Here is an 18,230-nt window from a genome sequence, read left to right as displayed (position 1 = left end):
CAAACCTTCGGTTATTGCTGTGCGTTCGCTCCGCCGACGATCTCCGCGATTTCCTGGGTAATCGCCGCTTGACGCGCACGGTTGTACGTCAGTGTCAAGCCTGCAATCATCTTCGTCGCATTCTTCGTCGCATTGCCCATTGCCGTCATACGCGCGCCGAACTCGCTCGCTTTGCCTTCCAAAATCGCGCTATAGATGACCGTCTCCGCGTATTTGGGAAGCAACACGTTAAGCACTTCTTCCGGTGTTGGCTCATACTCGTAAGACGCCTTCGAACCGGAAGATTCGATGTCGCTTAGCGGAAGGAGCTTCTTCAGAACCGGCGTTTGCGTAATGGCATTGTGGAACTGGTTATAAACGATATAGAGTTCGTCGTATTTCCCGGCCTCAAAGCCCTGTACTGCGGCTGCAGCAATCGACTTAATATCGGAGAAACTCGGCGAATCGGATAATCCTGTCACTTCTTCCGCAATCGGCACACCGCGTCTGTTGAAGAAATCACGGCCTTTGCGTCCGATGACGAAAAGCGAGTACTCGCTGGCCGACTTGTGATTCTCACGTAATGCAGTCGACACTTTGCGAAGCACGTTGACGTTATAGCCGCCAGCAAGACCACGGTCCGAAGTGATGACGAGGTAAGCTGTGCGTTTGACTTCGCGGGTCTCCAGCATCGGATGCTTGATGGAACCGCCGCCGGATGCGATCGAGGCTACAACCTCACGGATTTTCTCCGTGTACGGTCTTGCCGCGAGCGCCGCGTCCTGCGAACGTCTCAGCTTCGCTGCCGCTACCATCTCCATCGCCTTCGTAATCTGCTTCGTATTCTGTTTGCTCTTGATCTGGCGTTTAATTTCGCGCATTCCTTTAGCCAATCGTTGTCACCACCTTATTACCGGGCTTGCCCTTCGCAAAGGACAACCCCGGCACATTAGACGCGTTTATTATACCGATGTGGAGAAGCCTCTCTTGAATGCGGCGATCGCATCGACGAGCACTTTCTCGTTATCGGAGGTCAGGTCTTTCGTATCGCGGATGGATGTGAAGATTTCCGGTTTGTTCGCATCGACGTAAGCCAGGAACTCGGCTTCGAAGCGGCGGACGTCTTGTACCGGGATATCGTCCACATGTCCTCTTGTTACCGTGAAGAGGGAGACGACTTGACGTTCTACGGGAAGCGGTTGGTTAACGCCCTGCTTCAGAATTTCAAGCGTACGCTCGCCGCGGTTCAAGCGGGATTGCGTTACTTTATCGAGATCGGAGCCGAATTGGGCGAATGCCGCGAGTTCGCGGTATTGCGCCAGGTCAAGCTTCAGCGTGCCCGCAACTTTCTTCATCGCTTTGATTTGCGCCGAGCTACCTACGCGGGATACGGAGTTACCGACGTTAACCGCCGGACGTTGGCCCGAGTAGAACAGGTCGGATTCCAGGAAGATCTGGCCGTCCGTGATGGAGATAACGTTCGTCGGGATGTACGCGGAGATGTCGCCCGCTTGCGTCTCGATGAAGGGAAGTGCTGTCAGGGAACCGCCGCCGAGCTCATCGTTGAGCTTCGCAGCGCGCTCCAGCAGACGGGAGTGCAGGTAGAATACGTCACCCGGATAAGCTTCACGACCCGGAGGACGGCGGAGCAGCAAGGAAAGCTCGCGGTATGCTGCCGCTTGTTTGGAAAGGTCATCATAGATAACCAGAACGTGTTTGCCGTTGTACATGAAGTACTCGCCCATCGAGCAGCCCGTGTAAGGCGCGATGTAAAGGAGCGGGGACGGCTCGGAAGCGCTCGCCGTAACGACGATCGTGTAATCAAGCGCGCCTTGCTTACGCAGGGACTCAACTACGGTACGAACCGTCGATTGCTTTTGGCCGATCGCGACATAGATACAAATAACGTCGTTGCCTTTTTGGTTCACGATCGTGTCGATCGCGATTTGCGTTTTGCCTGTTTGGCGGTCGCCGATGATCAATTCCCGTTGGCCGCGGCCGATTGGAATCATCGCATCGATCGCTTTGATGCCCGTTTGCATAGGCTCATGGACCGATTTACGAGCCATTACGCCTGGTGCCGGCGATTCGATCGGACGGAAGTTCGTCGTGTTGATCGGACCGTTGCCGTCAACCGGTTCGCCCAGCGCGTTCACGACGCGGCCGAGCAGCGCTTCGCCGACCGGTACTTCCATGATGCGGCCCGTGCGTTTAACTTGGTCGCCTTCGCGGATACCCGTGTAAGGTCCCATGATAACGACACCGACGTTGCTTTCCTCGAGGTTGAGGGCCATGCCTACAACGCCGTTCGCGAATTCGAGCAGCTCGCCGGCCATGGCGTTCTCGAGGCCGTGCACGCGAGCGATACCGTCACCGACTTGGATGACCGTACCGACATCCACGACTTGAATCTCGGATTTATATTGTTCGATCTGTTGCTTAATCAGCGTGCTGATTTCATCAGGTCTGATACTCAATTCCGCTCACCCCTATCTACAGTGCTTGACTTTTCAACGATTTCTCAAGACGCGCCAGCTTGCCGGACAGGCTGCCGTCGTACAGACGGTCGCCGATACGAACTTGCACGCCGCCGAGCAAAGAAGGTTCGACCACTTGATCGGCCACGATGCGTTTGCCTGCAAGCGCGCCGAATGTTGCTTCCACATTCTTGAGCTCTTCCGCCGTCAGCAGCTTAGCCGTATACACGGTAGCTTGCGCTTGGCCGAGGCCTTCGCCGGCGATTTTGACATAACTTGTATAAATATGACCAAGGAGATCCTGACGCCCTTTGGCGATGACCATCTCCAGCGTATTCAGAAGCGTAGCCGAGACTTGATCGGCGAATGCTTTGCGGATCAGCTCGATTTTGACGTTCTGCTCGATGCTCGGGAAGGAAAGAAACTTCTCGATATCCGCATCGCTCTTCAAGGTTTTCACAACGAGACCCAGCTGGTCGAGAACTTCGGCGACGATGTTCTGCTGCGCAGCTACCTCGTACAGCGCTTGCGCATAGCGTTTCGCTACGACAGTCGCCCGGCTCATTTGCTTCCAACCTCTTTCAGGTATTGATCAACGAGTTCCTCTTGCGACTTCTCGTCGATTTGTTTCTCGATGATTTTGGAGGCGATCATGACGGACATGCCGGCCACTTGGCCGCGCAGCGAAGCGATCGCCTTGTCCTTCTCGCTCTCGATGTCGCGCACCGCTTCGTCCTTCAGGCGGTTCGCTTCGTTCTTCGCGGCTTGAACGATATCGTCGGCTTGCTTCGAGCTTGTCGCTCTGGCTTTCTCGATGATCTCGTAAGCCTCTTTGCGCGCTTCTTGCAGCGCTTGCTTCTGCTCTTCCATCTGAGCGGAAGCTTGCTTGCGCGCGGTCTCCGCCATGCTCATCTGTTCCAACACGAGCTGACGGCGTTTCTCCATGATGCTGAACAATGGACCAAACGCAAACTTATTCAACAGCGCGTACAGGATTACGAACGCCACAATCGCGTAGACTGTCGATGTCCAATGCAAATCCATAGCTGCAACTCCTTTCCGTTCGCAGAATTCCTCTTAATCAAAACGATGGCGTGGAGGGCTAAGGCCTTCCCCGCCATCGTTCCGTCATTGTTTCTATTAGCTAAAGAAAGCCAGGAAGCCGATAACGACGCCGATGATAGGTACGACTTCGACGATACCTACGCCGATGAACATCGTTGTTTGAAGCTTGCCTGCGTTCTCTGGTTGACGAGCGATGCCTTCTACTGTTTTGCTTACGATCAGACCGTTACCGATACCTGCGCCAAGCGCTGCCAAACCGACTGCAATTGCTGCTGCCAATACTTCCATTTTTGAAATCCTCCTCAAGGGTAGTTAAGTATTTGATAGGTATACCATAATCTCCGCGTCCGGGTGCGGCCGATCGTCCGAACCGTTACGAAGCTTATTGCTGCTGCATTAATGATGCTCGTGCTCTTCGTCGTGCGAGACGATTGCGTGGGAAATGTACACCATCGTCAAGATCGTGAACAAAAACGCCTGAATCGCGCCGACGAACAAACTGAAGCCCTGCCAAGCGATAAGGAAAGGCGTACCGACGACGCCGAGCATCAGAATCGTGGCGATGAGAACCTCGCCCGCGAAAATGTTGGCGTATAGACGAAGCGCAAGCGTAAGCGGTTTCGCGATCTCCTCGATGAGCTTCAGCGGGAAGAAGAACCAGAATGGCTGGAAGTACGACTTCAGATAACCTTTGGTGTTCATCTTAAGCCCCAGCAGGTTTACGAGAACGAATACGATGAGCGCAAGGCCAGCCGTAACGGAAAGGTCCGCCGTAGGCGATTTCCACCACGCGATCTCCGCATGGCCGCCGTGCTCGTCAAGCACTTCTTGCGTGATACCGAACGTCTCATTGACATGATGCGTCTCCGTCACAATACCGAACGGAAGGCCGAGCAAGTTGGAGATGAAAATAAACATGATCAGCGTCATACCGAGCGACATGAATGGCTTAACCTTGTTCATCGGCATCGTGCTCGCGATCGTGTTGTGAACGAATTCAGCCACCCACTCCAGGAAGTTCTGGATCTTGGACGGATTATCGACCGACAACCGCCGAACCGCTACCATTGCGAGTACCAGCGTGATGAGCGCGGATACCGTTATGGCGATGATCGACGACAAGTCAATCGCCACTCCCCCGATGGTAATGACCGGGAATAAATGCATACCGTGTTTCACCCCTTTCCGCTAAGATTGTCTCTTGCTTTGCATGTAAGCGAATATCAAACTTGCAAAGGGCATGAAGAAGCATGCGAACAGTGTCGTTGGCAAATGAAAATGCTCCGGGTAGCGTTGTGCGATCAGCGCCGCAAGCAGCACGGTTGCAAGTCTTCCGGCCAAGCCAAGCCCCACTCTCCGCGGACCTTGCTCGATCGTCACCTTGCCTAGCCAATCGACTCTTCTACGTAATAAGAGCGCATTCATCAAACTTGCCGACACACCCAACATAATGCCAGCCGCAACGGCGCGCCACTCCGGCGCAAAAGCCCATACCAGCAGCGATAACGAAATCACGTAAACCGCGATTCGCGCTGCCTTCTGTAAAACTTCATTCATCTGAACCCTCCAGCGCCTTCCTTACCAGCCAAACGGCAGCCAGAATGCCGGCGGCGAGACCGGTGAAAATACCGGCGATCATCCAACCCGTCGTTCCGAAGATCCACTTGGTGATCCAGAAGCCGAGCAAAGTACAGATTGCGACTTCAAAGCCTAGTGCGCCGACCAAGGCGAGTGCTCGCCACGGGTTATCCCCACTGCTCTTTGGTTTCATGGTTTGTCCCCTGTCAATCCTCATACATTTTATCGAAGCTTGAGAAGGTTTGTCAATTCAGATAAAATAAAACTTTCCGTGAACTGAGCCCTTCAAACCCTTGATTTCACTGGGTTTTCGCCTCTCCAAAACCGTACAGCATCACTGTATGCTGTGAACTTCAAGCACTTGACCGCTTTAACGCGCCAACTATGAACGTTTTGTGAACGAATCCGGTTTTTCGGCTCTGCGGCCGAAGTGATGGAGAATCGCCTGCACGATGCGCGCGGAGGCTTGTCCGTCGCCGTACGGATTGGCCGATTGGCTCATTCGTTCGTACAGCGAGGCATCGGTCAATAGCGCGCGGGCGCGTTCATAGACGACTTCTTCGTTCGTGCCCACGAGCTCCAGCGTCCCGGCCTCGATCCCTTCCGGACGCTCGGTCGTATCGCGCAGCACGAGCGTCGGCACGCCAAACGACGGCGCTTCTTCCTGCATGCCGCCCGAATCGGTCATGATCATGTACGTATGCGGATAGAAGTTATGGAACTCGAAGACGTCCAGCGGCTCGATCAGGCGAACACGCGGGTGATCGCCGAGCACTTCGTTCGCCGGCTCGCGCACCGCGGGGTTCGGATGCACCGCGTAGACGATCGCCACATCCTCGAACTCGTCGGCGATGCGCTTGACCGCGCGGAAGATATTCCGGTGAGGTTCGCCGAGCGACTCGCGACGGTGCGCCGTCATCAGAATCATCCGTTTGCCCTTTGCCCAATCAAGGACCGGATGCGAGAAGGATGGGTCGACGGTGTATTGGAAGACGTCTGCCGCGGTGTTGCCCGTGACGTACAATCTCGACTCCGGCTTGTTCTCCTTGCGCAGGTTGTCCGCGGACCACTGCGTCGGCGGGAAATGTACGTCCGATAACACGCCGGCCAGCTGGCGGTTCATCTCCTCTGGATACGGGGACAGCTTGTTCCACGTCCGGAGGCCTGCTTCCACGTGGCCGACCTGGATCTGCTGCAGGAACGCGGCGTAGCTCGCCAGGAACGTCGTCTGCGTATCGCCGTGCACGAGCACGATATCCGGCTTCGCTTCGCGCAGCACCGGGTCGAGCCCCTCCAGCACGCGCACCGTCGTCTCGGTTAGCGTCTGGCGGTCCTTCATCACGTTCAGATCGTAATTCGGCACGATCTCGAAAAAGTCGAGCACTTGGTCGAGCATCTGGCGATGCTGAGCCGTCACGCACACGATCGACTGAATCTCGTCCTCGTACTTCTGAAGCTCAAGCACCAGCGGCGCCATCTTGACCGCCTCGGGACGCGTGCCGAAGATCGTCATTACTTTCAGTTTAGCCAATCTCTGTCACTCCCATAAAACGGATTATTTGGTCCCGTACATACGGTCGCCGGCATCGCCCAATCCAGGCACGATGTACCCGTGGTCATTCAGACATTCGTCCAACGATGCGATATAAATATCCACGTCCGGATGCGCATCCTGCACGGCCTTAACGCCTTCCGGCGACGCGATCAGGCACATCAGCTTCAAATTCAGGCAGCCCCGCTTCTTGAGCGTCTCGATCGCCGCGTTCGCCGAACCGCCGGTCGCGAGCATCGGATCGACCACGATGAGCAGACGCTCCGCCGAATCGGATGGCAGGTTGACATAGTACTCCACCGGCTTCAACGTCTCCGGATCGCGGAACAGCCCGATATGGCCCACTTTCGCCCCAGGGATGAGCTGCAGCATGCCATCGACCATGCCAAGACCCGCGCGCAGAATCGGCACCAGGCCGAGCATACGCCCGGAGATAACCTTCCCTTGCGCAGTCGTAACCGGCGTCTCGACCGGAATCGTCTCAAGCGGCAGGTCACGGGTAATTTCATAAGCCATCATCGTCGCGACTTCGTCCACAAGCTCGCGGAAGTCTTTGGTGTTGGTATTCTTGTCTCGAATGTAGGTCAGCTTATGCTGAATGAGCGGGTGATCGCAAATGGTTAATTTGCTCAAAATATCGTCCTCCTGATGGTGCTTCCGCGCCGGGTAATTTCCCCCAGTAACGCGTTTTCATTTTCAATCTTGTATATTATAGCACCACAAGCGCAGGAATTGCACAAGTTCGCCATTTTTTCCGAAAATGCCTCTGGTGTCAGGGCTGCTCCTGTCAAATACGCTCGAAACAGCGGCTGCGCTTCATGTAATTAAAGGAAAAAGTCCGCTCCCGGTCGAGAGCGAACTTTAGTTGATCGCGTATTAAATCCCATTCGGAACGTTCAGGTAGGTAAACGGTCGCTCGCTCTAACTGCTTCCGCCACAGGACGAGCCGCAGGAGGAGCCACCCCCGCAGGACGAACCGCCGCCACTGCTGCCACCGTCGCTACCGCCCCCGTCGCTGCCCCACGAACCTCCACCGCTGCTGTCGCCTCCGGAATAACCACCGCCCGAGTCGTCGCCGCTTCCGCCTCCATCGCCGAAGCCGCCGCTCTCGCGCGTGTCTCCGTCTCCGAATCCGTTCCCGTCGCGGTCGTCTCCGCTGCCGGCGCATGCATAACCGCCGCCGTAAGAGCCGTTCTGCTCCTCGCGCTCACGGGCTTCGTCCATCTGCCGCTGGAACTGGTCGTCCGGCGCAAGCGACGAGGCGAAGAACATGCCGGATAGGATGCCGGTCGTCATCATCGTCGTGTCGCTCCAGCCGTCGTGGCGTCGGTCGTGATGACCATCGCGATGCCGCTCGTGAATCCCATGGCTTGCACCGTGGCGCGCTTCATGCGAAAGCGTGCGCCCTCTGTGCATCAAATAGCCGATCACGTCTCGCAAATCGCCGTAGGTGTCGCCCGCGCGCCGGTTGAACCGCCGCGCGGCCAGCTCCTCCTCCGGCAGTTCGATGAACTCATCCATGCGGGAGGCGGGCATCGGCGTCCGGTAGAAGGTGCCCCACAGCCGCTCGCTAGCGGCGTAAGGGATGAAGAGCTCGCCATAAGCCCAATCGAACCAGGCCCGCTCGCCTGTCTCAGGCTGGCCTCCGGGGCCGTGCGGGGCGTGGTGGATGAGCGATCCGCAGAAACTGGCGCAGAACTGATCGTATTCTCTTGTGAACATGAGCAGCTCGTGCCAGACGTCATCCACCTTCTCGCTGTACATCGGGACCGAGCGAAGCACGCCGCACAGGAGGAAATACCGCTTCAGCTCGAACCAGCGCCACTGCCATTCCAGCTCGTTCATACCCGGCTCGCGCTTCTGCACCCGGTCCCTCACGCGCGCCTCCAGTCCTATCGGCACAGCCGCCTCCAGCCGAAGCGCCGCCTGATAGGCGGGATGTCCCTGCGGAACCCCAAGGTTCGTCGGCGGCGGACCGACGCGCGGCGCCGATGGCTTCGCTCTCGTACCGTACGAGGAGCGCGCACGACCCGCCGGCGGACGCGGGCCCCCTTTCTGCGAGCGAAAGACGAACGAAATTACGAGCGCGATTACTAGGATCACAATAAAGAATGTTGGCATGAATTGCGTTCACCTGCCTCTTGTCGTCATAGGGCCATTGTAACATGCGGCTATCTGGGAGCACATCCACTTTATGTAAAGTTAAAGCGAGGCGAAACGGCTAGCACCGTACATAGCGGCGATGAGCGATTCGTTCCGGATAAGCTGATGATTCAACAAAGAAAACCCCGACACGTTCGCCAAGGAACGCATCGGGGCTGTAAACAAACGATTCGATTAGTACGTCATGCCTGGGTAGAGCGGGTATTGCGCCGTCAGATCGGACACCATGCCGCGCGCCTTCTCGAGCGTCGCTTCGTCGTCCGGGTTCTTCAGCACGAGCGCGATCACTTGCGCGATCGTCTTCATCGCGCTGACGTCCATGCCGCGCGACGTGGCCGCAGGCGTACCGATGCGGATGCCGCTCGTAACGAACGGGCTCGTCGGATCGAACGGAATCGCGTTCTTGTTTACCGTGATTTGGACAGAGTCGAGCACGTGCTCGGCTTTCTTGCCCGTAATGTTCAGGTTGCGCAGGTCGATCAGCATCAGATGGTTGTCCGTGCCGCCGGACACCAGGTTCAGCCCTTGCGCGACGAGCTCCTCGGACAGCGCCTTCGCGTTGTCGACGACGTTCTGCGCGTACTGCTTGAACGACGGTTGCAGCGCTTCGCCGAACGCCACGGCTTTCGCCGCGATGACGTGCATGAGCGGTCCGCCTTGGGAGCCCGGGAACACGGCTTTGTCGATCGCCGCCGCCCATGGCTGACGGCACAGGATCATGCCGCCGCGCGGTCCGCGAAGCGTCTTATGCGTCGTGGTCGTCACGAAATGCGCATGCGGAACCGGGCTCGGGTGCAGACCCGCCGCGACCAGACCCGCGATGTGCGCCATGTCGACCATGAACAGCGCGCCTACGTCATTAGCAATTTGGCCGAGCTTCTCGAAATCGATGATGCGCGGGTACGCGGAAGCGCCAGCCACGATCAGGCGAGGACGGTGTTTGAACGCTGCTTTGCGCACTTCTTCATAATCGATCGTGAAGCTGTTCTCGTCGACGCCGTATGCCACGAAGTTATAAAGCAAGCCGGAAGCGTTGACCGGGGAACCATGCGTCAAGTGGCCGCCATGCGCCAGGTTCATGCCCAATACCGTGTCGCCAGGCTTGAGGGCTGCCAGATACACCGCCATGTTCGCTTGCGCGCCGGAGTGCGGCTGTACGTTCGCGTGCTCCGCGCCGAATATCTCTTTCGCGCGTTCGCGGGCGATGTCCTCGACGATATCCACGTGCTCACAGCCGCCGTAGTAGCGTTTGCTCGGATAGCCTTCCGCGTATTTGTTCGTCAATACCGTGCCCGCCGCTTCCAGCACCGCCTCGGAGACGATGTTCTCGGATGCGATCAGCTCGATGTTGTCGCGCTGGCGCTGGAGCTCCAGGCCGAGTGCTTTCAATACTTCAGGGTCTTGCTTGCGCAGATTTTCCATTGGACGTGTCCTCCTCTATATCGTGAAGCTAGTCAAAATGTCAGTCGCACATGCCATTATCCGATTGCGTCTTGCCAACTGCCTCGTCGCTCGCGGCAGGGGCCAGTCCGGCCGCCTCCCGCGTATACACCGCCCGCTCGCCGCCGATCAGCTTCGGCCGCGTGTAGGCCATCGTCAAGTGAGCTTCGCCGATCCGCTTCACCGAGCCGCGCGCCGGAACGGCCACGCGCCGCAGATGCATGCCGATGAACGTATCGCCGATGTCGATGCCCGCATGCGCCTGCACCGTCTCCGCCAGCACCGCGTCGTCCAGCGTACGGTACGCGTACGCCGCCATCGATCCGCCTGCCTTCGGCACGGGAATCGCGGAGACGAGCTCAAGCCCGTACCGTTCTGCCGCCCCGCGTTCGAGTACGAGCGCCCGGTTCAGATGCTCGCAGCATTGATAGACCGGGTAGAAGCCGTACTTCTTCCGCGCCGCCTCGACGCCGCGGAAGATCGCTTCGGCCGTCGCAAGCGTCCCGGAAGTCCCGATCCGCTGCCCGATCACTTCGCTCGTGCTCGTGCCGACGACGAGCAGCTGCCCGGGGCGCAGACCGCCCGCTTCCGCCAGCTCCAGCACCGCCTGCCGCACGTCCCGCTCGATCGCCGCCAGCCGTTCTTGTCCGTTCATGGCTGGTTCCTCCTTACGGATGGATGACGTTCGCGGCTTCGAGCTGTTTCACTTTGTTCAGCCGTCCGACGTGACGCTCGCCGCCGGAGAACGGCGTCTCGATCCAAATGCGCACAATCTCTTGCGCAAGGCCCGGGCCCACGACGCGTTCGCCAAGCGCCAGCACGTTCGTGTCGTTGTGCTCGCGGGTTGCTTTCGCCGAGAACATGTCGTGCACGAGCGCACAGCGAATGTCCGGCACCTTGTTCGCCGCGATCGACATGCCGATGCCCGTGCCGCAAATCAAGATGCCGCGGTCGGCTTTGCCTTGCGCCACGCGTTCCGCGACCGGTACCGCATAGTCCGGATAGTCGACGGATTGATTGCAATCGCAGCCCAAATCTTCGATCTCGTGGCCAAGCGATTGCAGGAACGGCACGATTTCGTCTTTCAAGCGGTAGCCGGCGTGATCGGCACCAATAGCGATTTTCATAGGAACGTTACCTCCCGCATGATCCGCATAATGGCGGAAATAGTCGAATTACACTGGTCCCATTATACCCCATTAACGCCCAAAAGACGAAAAAAGAGCATGGCGCGCTAAAAAACGCGCGATGCTCTTTGCCCAGGCGACCGGCCGTATATTCCGATGCTCCACCGTGGTTTGATCCACTTTCGTCGCCAGTCACATCGGAAACCGTTATTTGTTTTCATCATACTTGATCGCGGGCTTAAAATCAATCCGCTTTCGGCGACTCGCCGTACAATTTGGCGATCAGCTTGTCCATCGACTGCGCGATCTCGTCCGCGCAAATCCGGTACATCTCGAGCGAGCCGCCGAACGGGTCGGCGATATCGAAGCCCGGGATGCGGCGCTCCAGCTCGAGCAGCCGGCTGCGCTCTTCCGGCGACAGCTGCCCGCCGAGCGCCTGCTTCATGTGCCACTCGGTATACAGCGCCTCAAGCTCCGCGATATCCGCCACGACCGAATCGTCGGTCTGCGTGTATTCCTTCAGCGTGAACGTCTTATCCACCACATTCGGGAAACGCTGCAGCAGATGCCGCTTATGCCCGGTCGTCATCGTGAGCACCAAGTCGGCCCACTCCACGGAGTCCCCGCCGATCGCCGTGGAACTGCCGTCATCGGGAATGTTGCGGCTGCGCAGCACCGCGCGCGCATGTTCGGATACCGGCAGGCCGTCGACCGTCGATACTCCCGCGGAACGCACCTCGATCGGCAGCGAGCGAAGGCGCGCCTGCTCGCGCAGCATCGCCTCCGCCATTGGGGAGCGGCATGTGTTGCCCGTACATACAAACAAAATCCGTTTCAACATAAGTCCCCCTCCTTCGTTATGCGGAAGCGGCGCCGCCCAAGCGGCTCTTCCTTCACGATACGTTCGTTCGTGCCATTGCCTACAGTATAAACAAGATGCCGAAGGTAAACAAAATAATTCCGCCCAGCGCCTCGCCGTACTCGCCCAGCCCCTTGCTCACTTTGCGTCCCAGCAGCAGCCCCAGAATCGACATCAGCCCGCCGACCAAGCCGAACAGCAGCACCGTCAGCACGACGTCGGCGGCGAACATGCCAAGCGAAATGCCGACCGAGAACGAGTCGATGCTGACGCTCAGCGCGAACACCGTCAGGCCAAATGTCGAACGATGGTTGAACGACGGGACGTCATCCCCGCGAAGCGAGCTGTAAATCATATGACCGCCCAATAATAGCAGCAATCCGCCGGCCGCGACCGTGGCCACGTCACCAAGCAGCGTGCTGACGTATTGCCCCGTGAAGATGCCCAGGAGCGGCATCACGATATGAAAAAGCCCAATGACGACGCTTAACTTTACAATATCAAGCAGTCGGATTCCTTTCAACCCGATTCCGATTCCGAGTGAAAATGCGTCCATCCCGAGCGCCACCGCCATGATGATAAGCGTCAACAGTTGGCCGGTCTGCAGGCTCGCCTCTATCATTGTCATACCCCCTGTCCAAGTCTCCTCAGATCATATGCGGACAAGGGGCGAAACATGATCATTTCGGCTAGGGCGCTACGCGTGGACGACCCGGTGGCCTGCTGCCTTGACGAGCCGGTTCATGAGCGCGTGGCCGATCCCCGTCTCCGGGACGGCTTCGGCCCAGATGCGCTGCGTGCCCCGATCGTCGAATTCCCGGAGGGCGGCATATAGCGCCTGCGCCGCATTATCCAGCCGCGACAGGCTGCCAAGCGAAATGACATCGTCGGCTTCGTAGCCGCCGGCGTGCTCGTCGAATGTCAGGATGCCGGTGCGATCGCCGCGCGACCGTGCGGTATGTGCTGCGCGCTGGATATAGGCGCGGCGTGCATCCGCCTCGCCCTGCACCAGCTCCATCGCGCCGCGAGGGGCGTAGTGCGCGTATTTCATGCCGGGCGATCGCGGCGCCAACGCGGCGTCGGCGGATAGGCCCAGAGGCTGCGCCGGGCCAACCGCCTGATCGGAGCGCGCTGCCTGAGCATAAGCTGGTTCGGCGGCGCTGCTTGTACGGCGCGGCTCTCCCGGACGAGCGGCAAGGTCATGCGCCTGCTCGATCGCAGCCATGGAGCCGCGGCGCGGCGCGGAATCGGGCCCTGGCGAAGCGATATCGCTTACGGCCGTCGACAAGTTCTCGCCGCCACCTATGGCCGGGCTCCCGCTTGCCGCTTCCGCACTCATGCCAACGCTTGCGTTCACCGATACCTCCATCCCGGCGCCCGGCGCGGCGACCGCATCGTACTCCACGCGCGGAGCGACCTCGCGAAGCTCCTCCGCCGTGACGCCGCCCGGGCGAAGAATGCGCACCGTCTCTCCGTCGATCTCGACGACGGTCGACTCCAGGCCGACGCCTGCCGCGCCGCCGTCCACGATGCCGGCGATGCGGCCGGCCAAATCGCCCGCTACGTGCGCGGCGAGCGTCGGGCTCGGCCGTCCGGAGCGGTTCGCGCTCGGCGCCGCGACCGGGCAGCCCGCCGCCGCGATCAGCGCCAGCGCCACCGGGTGAGACGGCATCCGCACCGCGACCGTATCCAAGCCGGCCGTCACGCGAGGCGACACCGCGCCCGGCGCGGCGGGCAGCACAAGCGTCAACGGCCCGGGCCAGAAGCGGTCCATGAGACGCTCCGCCAGCTCGCCCCAAGGCAGCACGAGCGCGCCAAGCTGCGCGCGGTCCGCGATATGGACGATCAGCGGGTTGTCCGACGGCCGTCCCTTCGCCTCGAAGATGCGGGCGACCGCTTCGTCGCTTCGCGCATCGGCCCCCAAGCCATACACCGTCTCCGTCGGGAAAGCGACGGTCTGCCCTTCCCTTAGCAGGCGGGCAGCCTCCGCCAGCTCCTCGGATCTCGGCGCGCGCGCGTCGACGCGCCATTCCATCGTTCTGTTCATATGCGTTCAATCCTTTGTCGCGTTCATCGTTTGCCTACTAGTATACCATATCCTGTCCAGCCGGAAGCCTACCGAGCGCCGGAGGCACGATAGAGATGAAGGCCCCGCCGTTCGCCCGGCGGGGCCTTCATCATCATGCGAGAGAGCGTCTTAACCGAACAAGCCTTTGAAGAACGAGAAGATCGACTCCAGCACTTCCCACAGGAAGAACTTCACCTCGGGCGCCTGCTGCGCGTCCGCGTTCGCCGCGGATGCTTCCGGCTTCGCGCCTTCGCTCCCCGCCTTGACGGCCGCGCCGCCCTCTTGTACATCCGCTGCAACCGTCGTTGCCGCAGCCGCCGTTGCTTCGCCGCTGACCGCGTCCACGAAACAGAGCGGCGGGAACAGCACGCACCACCAGTTCTGGCCTTCGCCGCTGCCAAGGGTAATGCGGAGCGCTTCATAATCGCCGGCTGGATATACTTTGCTGCCGTACATTTTAGTCGGGAACGGCACGATGCCAAGCTCGGCCTTGAATCCGTAGTCGAAGCCGCGGCTTTGCAGCTCATCCGCCACGACGCGCTCGATATCGGACATATGGGCATGAATCGTCAGACGCGCTTCCTCGATGGAATGCTGGGCGTTCACCCAGCGGCCCATCTCTTCAACGACCGTGTCGCGGACATGGCGTTTGACCGCCTGATCGATCGCGCTGTCGGAATTGGCGAGAATGCGCAGACGAATGGATTCCTCGGGAATATCGCCGCCGGCAATGGCCGCATCGGCGCGCTGGCTCTCCCAGCTCATGAACAAAATCGCGAGAATGACGAACAGGTAACCGTAGGATTTTTTATAAGGAAAACGGGTATAAGTGCGGATCATATACACAAGCTCCTTCGCGGCACCCGTCGGTGCACTTGGCTTGCGTCCCGGAACGTTATATCCCCAGTATGTCCGGGAATCTCGCGCTTAAACCTAGCGGTTCTATGAAATTTCGAGAGGATGGACGAGAGGCCCGTGTACGTCAAAAAACCCGCGTGACAAGGGTTGTCCGGCCCGTTTCCCAAAATCAGGGTGTTGCGCAAAATACTTTAGCGGTTAAATAATAGAGTTAGGCATTCGCGGTTTGTCATAGAATGGTACCATCCAGTTCACGGCCGGATGCCGATTATGATACCGGGGAGGCGTGCATCATGCATACGTTACTGCTAACGGGCAAGTCTCAGATGGGGAAAACGACGCTGCTGAAGCGAATCATCGATACGGTAGGCGCCGAGCACTTTGGCGGCTTCTACACAGAGGAAATCCGCGACGCGTCCGAGCGGATGGGATTCACGTGCGTGCTGCTTGGCGGCGGCACGCTGCCGCTTGCGCACGTCGGGCTGAACGGCCCGCACCGGGTCGGCCGCTACGGCGTACGTGCCGGGTGGTTCAACGAGGAAGTACGACGGTCGCTGACCGAGGCCAAGGATAGCGGTAAAATCGTCGTGGCGGACGAGATCGGCCGCATGCAAATGAGCGATCCGGAGTTCCTTCCGTTCATCCAAGGGTTGATCGCGAGCCCGGAGCCCGGCATCCTGCTCGGCAGCATTATGGAGGAGAGCGACGCGGATGCGGATGCGCTCAAAGCGCTGCCCGGCGTGCGCGTGCTGCCGGTAACGTGGGAGAACCGCGATCGGCTGCAAGCAGAGATCGCGAGCGAGATCGAGGCGCTGCTGCGGGCGGGGAAATAATACGCGGGGCCAGAGACCGAAAATAGGGTACTACATCTCCCGTCCACAATAAAAAGCTCGGACAATTACCGGCTATATGCCGAATTGTCCGAGCTTTTGTTATTCTGGCACCCGCGTTACACGGCTTCCTCCGCATTCTCCTCCGGCAGCGGCAGCAGCGAGACGCTGCGGCGGCCGTCGATGCCGACCGGCACGTCGCCGGCGATCGTGACGCGGCGGACAACGCGATGCGCGGTGCCGTAATCGTTCACGGCGTAGTGCTGAGTCGCGCGGTTATCCCAGATGACGACGTCGCCTGCCGCCCAACGCCAACGGACCGTGTTTTCCAAGCGCGTCACATGCTCCTGCAGAATGGCCAGAATGCGCTCGGAATCCGCCGACTTGAGGCCGGAGATCCGTTTCACGAAGTGCCCGAGCAGCAGATGGCGCTCGCCCGTCTGCGGATGGACGCGAACGACCGGATGCTCCGTCTCGTACACCGTCGAGGCGAATACCGCCCGGTGCTTGCGAATGTCCTCCGCCGTTACCTCGCGGCGAATGACGGCCGCGTAGTCGTACGCGTTGGAGTGCACGGCGCGCAGCCCGTTCGCAAGCTCCTGCAGCTCAGGCGTCAAATCGTCGTAGGCCGCCGCCGTATTGGCCCATACCGTGTCCCCGCCCGCCGGCGGAATGACGACGCCGCGAAGAATGGACGCCTTCGGATACGCCTCGACGAACGTCACGTCCGTGTGCCAGGAGTTCGCCCGGCCGCCATGCTCGGAGTTGAGCTCGAGGACGGCGCTCGTGCCCGCCTTCACCGGAACGGTCGGATGCGCGTAGAGGTCGCCGAGCCGCTTGGCGAACGCTTCCTGGCCGGCATCGTCCAGCTGATGCTGACCGCGGAAGAACAGCACCTTATGGGCGAGCAGCGCTTCCTCGATCGCTTCAATGACCTCCGGGGCTAGATCCGCGGACAACTCCACGCCGCGGATCTCCGCGCCGATTCGGCCCGCGACGGGCACGACTTCCAACTCTACCGCTTGGCTCTTCACGATTTCACTCATTCCCTTCTTCCTCCTTGGGCGGATGGCCGCCGAATATGGGTATGGCGTTTGCCGGAGATGCTTCAGGTGCGGGACGGGCCGCTATTTGAGCGCTTCGTTCACGAACGAATCGTCCACCGCGTCTTTGAACGTCGTCGGCTGCTTCAGGAACTTGTTCTCGAGCAAAATGTCCGCCGAAGCTTGCTGCGCGTCGAGCGCCTTCTGCGTATACGCGGACAATCCGGTCTGGCTGTTCTCCAGAACCTGCTTCAAAATCGGCGCCGGGATCTTAGTCAGCTTCTCGTAAATAGCGACTGCTTCGTCCAAATTGGCATATTGCCAGTCCAGCGCTTGCTTGTATTGTTTCAGATACTCCACGATGATCTCCGGATGATCCTTCGCGAATTCAGTATGGGCGATCATCGAGACCGGCGCCTGCACGGCGATGCCCGCATCCAGCGCCTTGGCCTTCTTCTGCGCCACGTTCATCGTTACGTACGGGTCGATGCTGACCCAGGCGTCCAGCTTGCCCGCTTCGAATGCCGCTTGGGCGTCGTCGAATTGCAGGTTGATCAACTTGACGTCTTCCTGCTTCAGCCCGTGCGCAGTCAACACCTTGATCAGGTAGACGTGCGAGGTCGTGCCTTTGGCCAGACCGACGGTCTTGCCCTTCAGATCCTCCACCTTCGCGATCGCGCTGTCCGCGGGAACGAGCACGCTGTTCAGTCGTTCACCTTCGGTGATGAGGCCGACGACGCGGAACGGCAGCTTGTTCGAAACCCCGGTGATCGCGGCGCCGTCACCCAAGAAAGAGAGGTCCACGCGTCCGGCGACGAGCGATTCCAAGAGCGGCGGGCCGCTGGTGAACTTGCTCCAGGCAATCTCCGCGTTCAGCTTGCCGAACGCTTCGTCCAGCCAGCCTTTCTCTTGTGCGATGATGAGCGGATTCAATCCGCCGTTAATGGCGATGTTGACCTTCACCTTCTCGCCGGAAGGCTTGGCGGCGGCCTCAGTCGCTTGATCGTCCGCCTCCTTCTTCTCCGCATCGCCGCTTGCGGCTTGCGCGTTGGACGAGCCGCCTGCGTCCGCGGCTTTATTCGATGACCCGCAGCCGGTCAGCACCAGCACAAACACCAGCATGATCGCCGCCATAGATAACGTGAACCTTTTCATTGGATGAGACCCCCTAAAAATTTTGCGATTGAGTAA

21 protein-coding genes and 1 riboswitch are annotated in these 18,230 nt (G+C 59.4%); of the genes, 1 reads left to right on the top strand and 20 read right to left on the bottom strand.

All coding sequences use genetic code 11. From position 1 onward, the window contains the following. Window positions 1–11: 11 nt before the first annotated feature. The 18 genes from atpG to spoIIR form a co-directional block, all read right to left on the bottom strand. Window positions 12–872 (bottom strand): ATP synthase F1 subunit gamma, encoded by an 861-nt coding sequence (gene atpG / locus ACFFSY_RS13500; protein WP_377494697.1) that lies wholly within the window; start codon window positions 870–872, stop codon window positions 12–14. Between the two features lie 69 nt (window positions 873–941). Further along, entirely contained in the window at window positions 942–2,456 is a 1,515-nt protein-coding gene (gene atpA / locus ACFFSY_RS13495) for a F0F1 ATP synthase subunit alpha (protein WP_377494695.1), read from the bottom strand. A gap of 16 nt (window positions 2,457–2,472) precedes the next feature. Further along, window positions 2,473–3,021, bottom strand: coding sequence for a F0F1 ATP synthase subunit delta (locus tag ACFFSY_RS13490; protein ID WP_377494693.1), 549 nt, complete (start codon window positions 3,019–3,021; stop codon window positions 2,473–2,475). After that, window positions 3,018–3,500 carry a F0F1 ATP synthase subunit B gene (gene atpF / locus ACFFSY_RS13485; RefSeq protein ID WP_377494691.1) on the bottom strand — a complete coding sequence of 161 codons (483 nt, stop codon included), beginning with the start codon at window positions 3,498–3,500 and terminating at the stop codon, window positions 3,018–3,020. Before atpF ends, ACFFSY_RS13490 begins: the two co-directional genes overlap by 4 nt. A gap of 96 nt (window positions 3,501–3,596) precedes the next feature. Beyond that, window positions 3,597–3,809 carry a F0F1 ATP synthase subunit C gene (gene atpE / locus ACFFSY_RS13480; RefSeq protein WP_377494689.1) on the bottom strand — a complete coding sequence of 71 codons (213 nt, stop codon included), beginning with the start codon at window positions 3,807–3,809 and terminating at the stop codon, window positions 3,597–3,599. Window positions 3,810–3,917: 108 nt separating this feature from the next. After that, the gene (gene atpB / locus ACFFSY_RS13475; protein ID WP_377494687.1) at window positions 3,918–4,688 is read right to left on the bottom strand and encodes a F0F1 ATP synthase subunit A; all 771 of its coding nucleotides are present in this window, start codon (window positions 4,686–4,688) and stop codon (window positions 3,918–3,920) included. A 21-nt stretch (window positions 4,689–4,709) separates the two neighbouring features. Next, a complete protein-coding gene (locus tag ACFFSY_RS13470) occupies window positions 4,710–5,078 on the bottom strand; it encodes an ATP synthase subunit I (RefSeq protein ID WP_377494685.1) in 369 nt (122 codons plus the stop codon). Further along, window positions 5,071–5,292: a hypothetical protein gene (locus ACFFSY_RS13465; protein ID WP_377494682.1), complete on the bottom strand. Its 222-nt coding sequence runs from the start codon at window positions 5,290–5,292 to the stop codon at window positions 5,071–5,073. The genes ACFFSY_RS13470 and ACFFSY_RS13465 overlap by 8 nt, the downstream gene beginning before the upstream one ends. A 189-nt stretch (window positions 5,293–5,481) precedes the next feature. Beyond that, complete coding sequence (gene wecB, locus ACFFSY_RS13460) at window positions 5,482–6,630, bottom strand: non-hydrolyzing UDP-N-acetylglucosamine 2-epimerase (protein ID WP_377494680.1); 1,149 nt, start codon at window positions 6,628–6,630, stop codon at window positions 5,482–5,484. A 24-nt stretch (window positions 6,631–6,654) separates the two neighbouring features. Next, window positions 6,655–7,284: a uracil phosphoribosyltransferase gene (upp, locus tag ACFFSY_RS13455; RefSeq protein ID WP_377494677.1), complete on the bottom strand. Its 630-nt coding sequence runs from the start codon at window positions 7,282–7,284 to the stop codon at window positions 6,655–6,657. 288 nt (window positions 7,285–7,572) lie between these two features. Continuing rightward, the gene (locus tag ACFFSY_RS13450; RefSeq protein ID WP_377494675.1) at window positions 7,573–8,772 is read right to left on the bottom strand and encodes a UCP032817 domain-containing protein; all 1,200 of its coding nucleotides are present in this window, start codon (window positions 8,770–8,772) and stop codon (window positions 7,573–7,575) included. A 216-nt stretch (window positions 8,773–8,988) separates the two neighbouring features. Beyond that, window positions 8,989–10,236, bottom strand: a complete 1,248-nt coding sequence (gene glyA, locus ACFFSY_RS13445) for a serine hydroxymethyltransferase (protein ID WP_377494673.1) — start codon at window positions 10,234–10,236, stop codon at window positions 8,989–8,991. Window positions 10,237–10,276: 40 nt separating this feature from the next. Then, on the bottom strand, window positions 10,277–10,909 hold the full coding sequence (locus ACFFSY_RS13440) for a TIGR01440 family protein (RefSeq protein ID WP_377494671.1): 633 nt from the start codon (window positions 10,907–10,909) through the stop codon (window positions 10,277–10,279). A 13-nt stretch (window positions 10,910–10,922) separates the two neighbouring features. Continuing rightward, window positions 10,923–11,381 carry a ribose 5-phosphate isomerase B gene (gene rpiB / locus ACFFSY_RS13435; RefSeq protein WP_377494669.1) on the bottom strand — a complete coding sequence of 153 codons (459 nt, stop codon included), beginning with the start codon at window positions 11,379–11,381 and terminating at the stop codon, window positions 10,923–10,925. A gap of 123 nt (window positions 11,382–11,504) precedes the next feature. After that, window positions 11,505–11,587: riboswitch (ZMP/ZTP riboswitch) on the bottom strand. 38 nt (window positions 11,588–11,625) lie between these two features. Next, window positions 11,626–12,219 (bottom strand): low molecular weight protein arginine phosphatase, encoded by a 594-nt coding sequence (locus tag ACFFSY_RS13430; protein WP_377494961.1) that lies wholly within the window; start codon window positions 12,217–12,219, stop codon window positions 11,626–11,628. Between the two features lie 82 nt (window positions 12,220–12,301). Further along, complete coding sequence (locus ACFFSY_RS13425) at window positions 12,302–12,862, bottom strand: manganese efflux pump MntP (protein ID WP_377494666.1); 561 nt, start codon at window positions 12,860–12,862, stop codon at window positions 12,302–12,304. Window positions 12,863–12,937: 75 nt separating this feature from the next. Continuing rightward, window positions 12,938–14,287 (bottom strand): L-threonylcarbamoyladenylate synthase, encoded by a 1,350-nt coding sequence (locus ACFFSY_RS13420; RefSeq protein WP_377494664.1) that lies wholly within the window; start codon window positions 14,285–14,287, stop codon window positions 12,938–12,940. Between the two features lie 150 nt (window positions 14,288–14,437). After that, window positions 14,438–15,148, bottom strand: a complete 711-nt coding sequence (spoIIR, locus tag ACFFSY_RS13415) for a stage II sporulation protein R (protein WP_377494662.1) — start codon at window positions 15,146–15,148, stop codon at window positions 14,438–14,440. Between the two features lie 311 nt (window positions 15,149–15,459). Here spoIIR and ACFFSY_RS13410 point away from each other — a divergent pair, with 311 nt between their 5' ends. Beyond that, window positions 15,460–15,999 (top strand): nucleoside-triphosphatase, encoded by a 540-nt coding sequence (locus tag ACFFSY_RS13410; RefSeq protein ID WP_377494660.1) that lies wholly within the window; start codon window positions 15,460–15,462, stop codon window positions 15,997–15,999. A gap of 116 nt (window positions 16,000–16,115) precedes the next feature. Here the strand turns inward: ACFFSY_RS13410 and ACFFSY_RS13405 are convergent, their stop codons facing one another. Together ACFFSY_RS13405 and ACFFSY_RS13400 are read right to left on the bottom strand one after the other, a co-directional pair. After that, complete coding sequence (locus tag ACFFSY_RS13405) at window positions 16,116–17,042, bottom strand: TauD/TfdA dioxygenase family protein (RefSeq protein WP_377494658.1); 927 nt, start codon at window positions 17,040–17,042, stop codon at window positions 16,116–16,118. An 81-nt stretch (window positions 17,043–17,123) separates the two neighbouring features. Continuing rightward, complete coding sequence (locus ACFFSY_RS13400) at window positions 17,124–18,194, bottom strand: aliphatic sulfonate ABC transporter substrate-binding protein (RefSeq protein ID WP_377494656.1); 1,071 nt, start codon at window positions 18,192–18,194, stop codon at window positions 17,124–17,126. Window positions 18,195–18,230: the final 36 nt, after the last annotated feature.

Origin of the sequence: Paenibacillus aurantiacus (assembly GCF_042431225.1) — a bacterium.
Classification (GTDB): domain Bacteria; phylum Bacillota; class Bacilli; order Paenibacillales; family Paenibacillaceae; genus Paenibacillus_Z; species Paenibacillus_Z aurantiacus.
This window is presented reverse-complemented; position numbering and strand designations above follow the sequence as displayed.

Coding starts and splice junctions, on each gene's coding strand:
- ACFFSY_RS13440 (WP_377494671.1), bottom strand. CDS start 10,909: ATGAACGGACAAGAACGGCTGGCGGCGATCGAGCGGGACGTGCGGCAG.
- ACFFSY_RS13420 (WP_377494664.1), bottom strand. CDS start 14,287: ATGAACAGAACGATGGAATGGCGCGTCGACGCGCGCGCGCCGAGATCC.
- spoIIR (WP_377494662.1), bottom strand. CDS start 15,148: ATGATCCGCACTTATACCCGTTTTCCTTATAAAAAATCCTACGGTTAC.
- glyA (WP_377494673.1), bottom strand. CDS start 10,236: ATGGAAAATCTGCGCAAGCAAGACCCTGAAGTATTGAAAGCACTCGGC.
- ACFFSY_RS13425 (WP_377494666.1), bottom strand. CDS start 12,862: ATGATAGAGGCGAGCCTGCAGACCGGCCAACTGTTGACGCTTATCATC.
- ACFFSY_RS13405 (WP_377494658.1), bottom strand. CDS start 17,042: ATGAGTGAAATCGTGAAGAGCCAAGCGGTAGAGTTGGAAGTCGTGCCC.
- ACFFSY_RS13465 (WP_377494682.1), bottom strand. CDS start 5,292: ATGAAACCAAAGAGCAGTGGGGATAACCCGTGGCGAGCACTCGCCTTG.
- atpB (WP_377494687.1), bottom strand. CDS start 4,688: ATGCATTTATTCCCGGTCATTACCATCGGGGGAGTGGCGATTGACTTG.
- ACFFSY_RS13450 (WP_377494675.1), bottom strand. CDS start 8,772: ATGCCAACATTCTTTATTGTGATCCTAGTAATCGCGCTCGTAATTTCG.
- rpiB (WP_377494669.1), bottom strand. CDS start 11,381: ATGAAAATCGCTATTGGTGCCGATCACGCCGGCTACCGCTTGAAAGAC.
- ACFFSY_RS13490 (WP_377494693.1), bottom strand. CDS start 3,021: ATGAGCCGGGCGACTGTCGTAGCGAAACGCTATGCGCAAGCGCTGTAC.
- atpE (WP_377494689.1), bottom strand. CDS start 3,809: ATGGAAGTATTGGCAGCAGCAATTGCAGTCGGTTTGGCAGCGCTTGGC.
- ACFFSY_RS13470 (WP_377494685.1), bottom strand. CDS start 5,078: ATGAATGAAGTTTTACAGAAGGCAGCGCGAATCGCGGTTTACGTGATT.
- atpF (WP_377494691.1), bottom strand. CDS start 3,500: ATGGATTTGCATTGGACATCGACAGTCTACGCGATTGTGGCGTTCGTA.
- ACFFSY_RS13400 (WP_377494656.1), bottom strand. CDS start 18,194: ATGAAAAGGTTCACGTTATCTATGGCGGCGATCATGCTGGTGTTTGTG.
- ACFFSY_RS13410 (WP_377494660.1), top strand. CDS start 15,460: ATGCATACGTTACTGCTAACGGGCAAGTCTCAGATGGGGAAAACGACG.